This window comes from Globicatella sp. HMSC072A10 (assembly GCF_001811625.1).
In the GTDB taxonomy this organism is placed as follows: Bacteria; Bacillota; Bacilli; order Lactobacillales; family Aerococcaceae; genus Globicatella; species Globicatella sanguinis.
Genome location: NZ_KV805739.1, coordinates 1 through 3,589, shown reverse-complemented (window position 1 = coordinate 3,589; position 3,589 = coordinate 1). Strand labels below are relative to the sequence as shown.

At 29.6% G+C, this 3,589-nt stretch carries 3 protein-coding genes; all 3 read right to left on the bottom strand.

The features are described from left to right. Positions 1-320: 320 nt before the first annotated feature. Genes HMPREF2811_RS06585 through HMPREF2811_RS06575 form a run of 3 tightly spaced genes read right to left on the bottom strand, consistent with a single transcriptional unit; the run spans position 321 to position 3,422 of the window. Positions 321-977 (bottom strand): ABC transporter ATP-binding protein, encoded by a 657-nt coding sequence (locus tag HMPREF2811_RS06585; protein ID WP_071408649.1) that lies wholly within the window; start codon positions 975-977, stop codon positions 321-323. Between the two features lie 5 nt (positions 978-982). Next, a complete protein-coding gene (locus HMPREF2811_RS06580; RefSeq protein WP_071408648.1) occupies positions 983-3,070 on the bottom strand; it encodes a hypothetical protein in 2,088 nt (695 codons plus the stop codon). Positions 3,071-3,116: 46 nt separating this feature from the next. Continuing rightward, positions 3,117-3,422 carry a lactococcin 972 family bacteriocin gene (locus tag HMPREF2811_RS06575; protein WP_246829824.1) on the bottom strand — a complete coding sequence of 102 codons (306 nt, stop codon included), beginning with the start codon at positions 3,420-3,422 and terminating at the stop codon, positions 3,117-3,119. Between the last annotated feature and the right edge of the window lie 167 nt (positions 3,423-3,589).

Sequence of the window (3,589 nt, the reverse complement as noted above, 5' to 3'; positions counted from 1 at the left end):
AATATCGAGCAATCACTTGATTGAATTTATCATATTTATACCCAATCTCGTTAAAACGCACTTTGTGGCCACTCAACCACTGTGCTTTTAATGAATAAGCACTAATTTGACTGAATTTTTTAAAATTAATCTCAGCTACGTTAAGACGCAGGTTGAGGCCACTCAACCACTGTGCTTTTAAAGATTGAGACTAGTTTGAGTGAATTGGTCATGTTTAAACCCCGCCACAATAAAACGCCCTTTGAGGCCGACTCAACCACTGTGCTTGTAATTAGCTCGCAATAACTTGACTAAATCTATTTAGTTTAGGCTTAACCTCATTACATTTCTTCTACTTGATGTCTGGAATTAATTTTCAATATCCTTTTACATTTCTTAGCTAATTCAAAGTCATGCGTTACGATAATAATCGTTTTTCCTTGCTCATTCAATTTTTCAAACAATTCAAAGATTATTTGTTTATTAACGTCATCTAGTGAACCTGTTGGTTCGTCTGCTAATATTAAATCATGTGGTTTAATAATGGCTCTTGCAATTGCAACACGTTGCTGCTCCCCACCAGAAAGCTCATATATTTTCTTGTTTTGATAACCACCTAGACCAACAAATTCTAATACTTTTTCAATTTCTAGTAGTTTCTCTTTTTTCTTAAGTGAACGATATTTCATGGCCATTAAAAGGTTGTACAATACTGTTTGGTTATCAAGAAGTGCAAAATTTTGAAAAACATAACTAATTCGTTCCCTTATTAATTTATTCGATTGGATAGAGTTTGGTTTAATATGTTCTTCATCAAATATTTTTACTTTGCCACTATCTACCGATTCAATTAATCCCAAAATATTAAGTAAAGTCGTTTTACCACTTCCACTTTCACCAACAATAGCGACAAAATCATTCGGATTAATATAAAAGCTACAATTATCTAAAATTGTTTTGTCACCAAATTTTTTATTTATATTAACTAATTCGATCATTGAAATCACCCACTCTTAATAAGTTTGTTTAAACTTACTTTTCTCTTCGTTAAAGCCCATAAAATTAAAACACCAACGTCACAAATTGAATAGATTAAACTAGGGATTAAAGTATGGGAATTTAAACTTACCAATATAATTAATAAGATTGCATGAATAATCAAGTATAAAATTATTTCCAATTGATATTGATCAACCAGTTTATATCCTAATAATGAATTAATCGCCAATTCTCGCTTTCTTATATTGTTTGAAACAGTAATTAATCCAATTGTAGTAATAAATCCTAAGCCGATTAATATCAATAGAAGCACTATTTCTACCTCTTGATATTGGTTATAGTAATCGATTAATTCTTTAAAAAATTCTTGGTAGTTAGTAAATTTAAATGAAACTAAATGAGCATAGCTATCCAATACTGCTTTAAGCTCGTTTGAATTAAGTGGATTACTTTTAAATTTAACTACAGAATTAGGTCCTGTATTGGCAATTAACCTTTGTTCCATCAATAGCATATCACTTGAATTATTACTTAAATGAATTATCCAGGGTTTGTTATTCACTCGATTACCATATATGTCTATTGGCTTTTCTGATTCAACAATTGTGACCTGAATATCTTCAACTGTAACCGGGTTAGGATTTTGAATATCTTTTACTGAAAAAAATCCAACAATACTCTCCATATTTTCTAAACCAATAGCATCAAAATATTCTTTAGTAGTCAACAATTGAATCTTATTGCTAGATGTATGATTTATTTGTTTTTCAATTTTTGGAAAATGTTCATTCAAATATTGCTTATTCATTGATATAAAATTAAAATCTTTATCGATAGGATAATAATCAAAATGCATTTTATCTGATTCAACTTCTTCAAGGTTAGCAAAATAAATAAGCTGATTCATTTGAATACTTTTATCATATAGTTCAGTTAAAGCATTATTAAGAAACTTTTCCCCCACACCGTATACTGCTTGACCTTCTTGTGTTAAATTGAAATTTTCAACAAATACATAATCGCTAATATCCACCACTTTCTCCATATTATTTTTAGACTCTATCAATTGTATTTGTAAGGCTCCATACTGAAAAATTAAGAAACCGATGACAATTGTGCAAATTAACTTAATTGTCGCAATTAAAGGTAGGAAGAACTTTAAATGAGGTGTATGCCCCTTCATCACATCATTTAAAGTTTGTTTAGAGAATATACGAATAATGATAGACTCGATAACAGTCATTAATAATAAAATACCCGCTTGAGTCAATAAGAGATGTAACCAAAAATTTTTCGGAAAATAACTATTACTCAATAAGAAATATAAATTTATTACAGCAGTTGTACATAAGAAACAAAATAACTCTAATAAGCTAGGCTCAATAAAAAGGTGGTAACGGCTATAACCTAATAATTTTTTAATTCCAAAAATTTCTAAATTATTGATTGGGATAAGCAATTTCATTAAAAAATAAATAATAAAGCTCAAAATTCCTAAAGCTAAAAAGCCAATTAAATAAAGATTAAGCACTGAGAATACTTGAGTCACTGAATTATTCAATAAATCTTCTTTTGGAGTCTGATAAAACTGCTCAAATTTAGTAATTAAACTTTCTAAATTAATAGGGGAATTTGAAACAAGGTAGTATGTTCCTCTTATACTTTTTAAATTGTCAGCAAAGTAACTAGACATGGGCTGATAGATATTTTCTCGAGGTCCAAAATTTAATACTAACTTCTTATTAGAGCTAAAACTTTTACCATCCATTAATAATTTTTTTCCTTCCTCCGTTAATAATAATTCCTCTGCAGTGATAGATTGAGGATTTAAAATAACAGAATGAAAGACAGCGGATTGATCAATGTCATTTTTGACAATCGTAACCTCTTCTTCTTTTGAAATATTATCTAAAAAATTAAGATGTTCATCAATCGAGACGGTATCTTGTTTTATATATATTTCAACTGCATAAGGTGCGACCTTTCCCAAATGGGTAGTATCAAAATAATGGTAATTTTCATACACATTATAAACAACAAGACTACTTAATATCGTTAAAATAATTAAAATAAAATATTTAGTTTGTTTCATCTTGATACCTCCGGAATAAAGTTACAGAACAGTAATTCTCTGTCAACTAATATACATTATAATAATACGACATACCCGTAGGCGGGATATTGTATACCTTGGCTTGTGCCCAATATCCGGCGTAGGCTTCAGCGTAATTTGAACCTTTAGTTGGATGAATTACAGTAGAACTATGGTATTGTGTTGGATGTAGGTAATCAGAATACCCACAATTCATTGTATGACAGACACCATAATTCCAAGTACCACCATCAACGTACTGAGTAGCAGCATAAACTATCATCGGAGAGGCTAACATTAAAACAGAAAAATAAATTCCCATTCGTTTTACAAATTTTATTCTTCCTCCCATATTATCACTTATTAAATATTACTCTTCTGTTACTTAGAAATATTATACCATCGAGTTATTTTTTTGTAAAAATCCCACCTCGACTTTTTAAGTCAAGATGGGATTTAATTCTAATCATTCAAATGATAATTATTCAGGATCTATAATTTTTAGTGTTGGTGGCGAAA